Genomic DNA, 1405 nt, shown 5'->3' with positions numbered 1-1405 from the left:
AGCACTCCACGACGTTTACGGCGAGGCCGCCCATGGCGGTTTCCTTGTATTTGGAGGACATGTCCTTGCCTGTTTCGCGCATGGTCACGATCACCTCGTCCAGGGACACCCGGTGCGTGCCGTCGCCCCAGAGCGCCATTTTGGCGGCGTTGATGGCCTTCGCGGCGGCGATGGCGTTGCGTTCGATGCAGGGGATCTGCACCAGACCGCCGATCGGGTCGCACGTCAGGCCCAGGTTGTGCTCCATCGCGATTTCCGCGGCGTTCTCCACCTGCTGGGGCGTCCCGCCCATGACCTCGGCCAGTCCGGCCGCGGCCATCGAGGACGCCGAACCCACCTCGCCCTGGCAGCCCACTTCCGCACCCGAGATCGAGGCCTGCTCCTTATAGAGCACCCCGATGGCGCCGGCGGTCAGCAGGAACTTCACCACGACATCGTCACGGTCCTCCTTGCTGGCCTTATCCATCCCCGGGGCGAAATGCAGCGCGTAGTACAGCACAGCCGGGATGATCCCCGCGGCACCGTTGGTCGGGGCGGTGACCACCCGCCCGCCGGAGGCGTTCTCCTCATTCACGGCCAGGGCGATCAGGTTCACCCATTCCTGCCAGTACTTCGGGTCCCGGTAGCTCGGATCATGGTCCCGGCTTTCCTTCAGCAGCCGCTCATGCCAGTCCGGGGCACGACGGCGGACCTTCAGCCCGCCCGGCAGCAGACCCTCGCGCTTGAGGGACGTTTCCACGCAGCCCTCCATCACCGAGTAGATGTGCAGCAGCCCCGCCCGGATCTCCTCCTCCGAACGGGAGGCCCGTTCGTTGACGAACATGATCTCCCCGATGGACAGTCCCTTGGACTGGCAGCGGCCCAACAGCTCCGCGGCCGTGCGGAACGGCAGCGGCAGCTCCTTCTTGGACTCATCGAGCTCCTGCTGGGCCGCGTCCTCCTCGCCCTCACGGACGATGAAACCGCCGCCCACGGAGAAGAACGTGGCACTGTGCAGGACCTCCCCCTCGGCGCCGGAGACGGTGAACGTCATGCCGTTGGTGTGCCGCGGCAGGATGGTCAGCGGCCGCAGGACCATGTCCTTGACCCCGTACGGCAACTGCACGGAACCGGCCAGCTGCAGCTTCCCGGTCTCAGCGATCGCGGCCAGCCGCTCCTCCACCTCATCGGGCAGGATCTTCTCCGGGTGGAAGCCTTCCAGACCCAGCAGGATCGCGGTCATGGTGCCGTGGCCGTGCCCCGTCGCGGCCAGCGAACCGTACAGGTCCACCCGCAGCGACGCCACCCGGTCCAGCTTCCCCGAGGCCTTAAGCTCCTCGGCAAACACCGCAGCAGCCCGCATCGGACCCACCGTATGGGAACTGGACGGTCCTATTCCGATGGAAAAAAGATCAAAGACACCAAC

The 1405-nt window shown here is 66.4% G+C and carries 1 protein-coding gene; it reads right to left on the bottom strand.

The features are described from left to right. A partial coding sequence (locus J2805_RS23890) for an L-serine ammonia-lyase (protein WP_309980550.1) occupies positions 1–1405 on the bottom strand: 1405 nt, incomplete at both ends.

The sequence above is a fragment of the Arthrobacter oryzae genome, assembly GCF_031454875.1.
Classification (GTDB): domain Bacteria; phylum Actinomycetota; class Actinomycetes; order Actinomycetales; family Micrococcaceae; genus Arthrobacter; species Arthrobacter oryzae_D.
The sequence above is the reverse complement of the archived record's forward strand: the minus strand, read 5'-3'. Positions and strand labels throughout refer to the sequence as shown.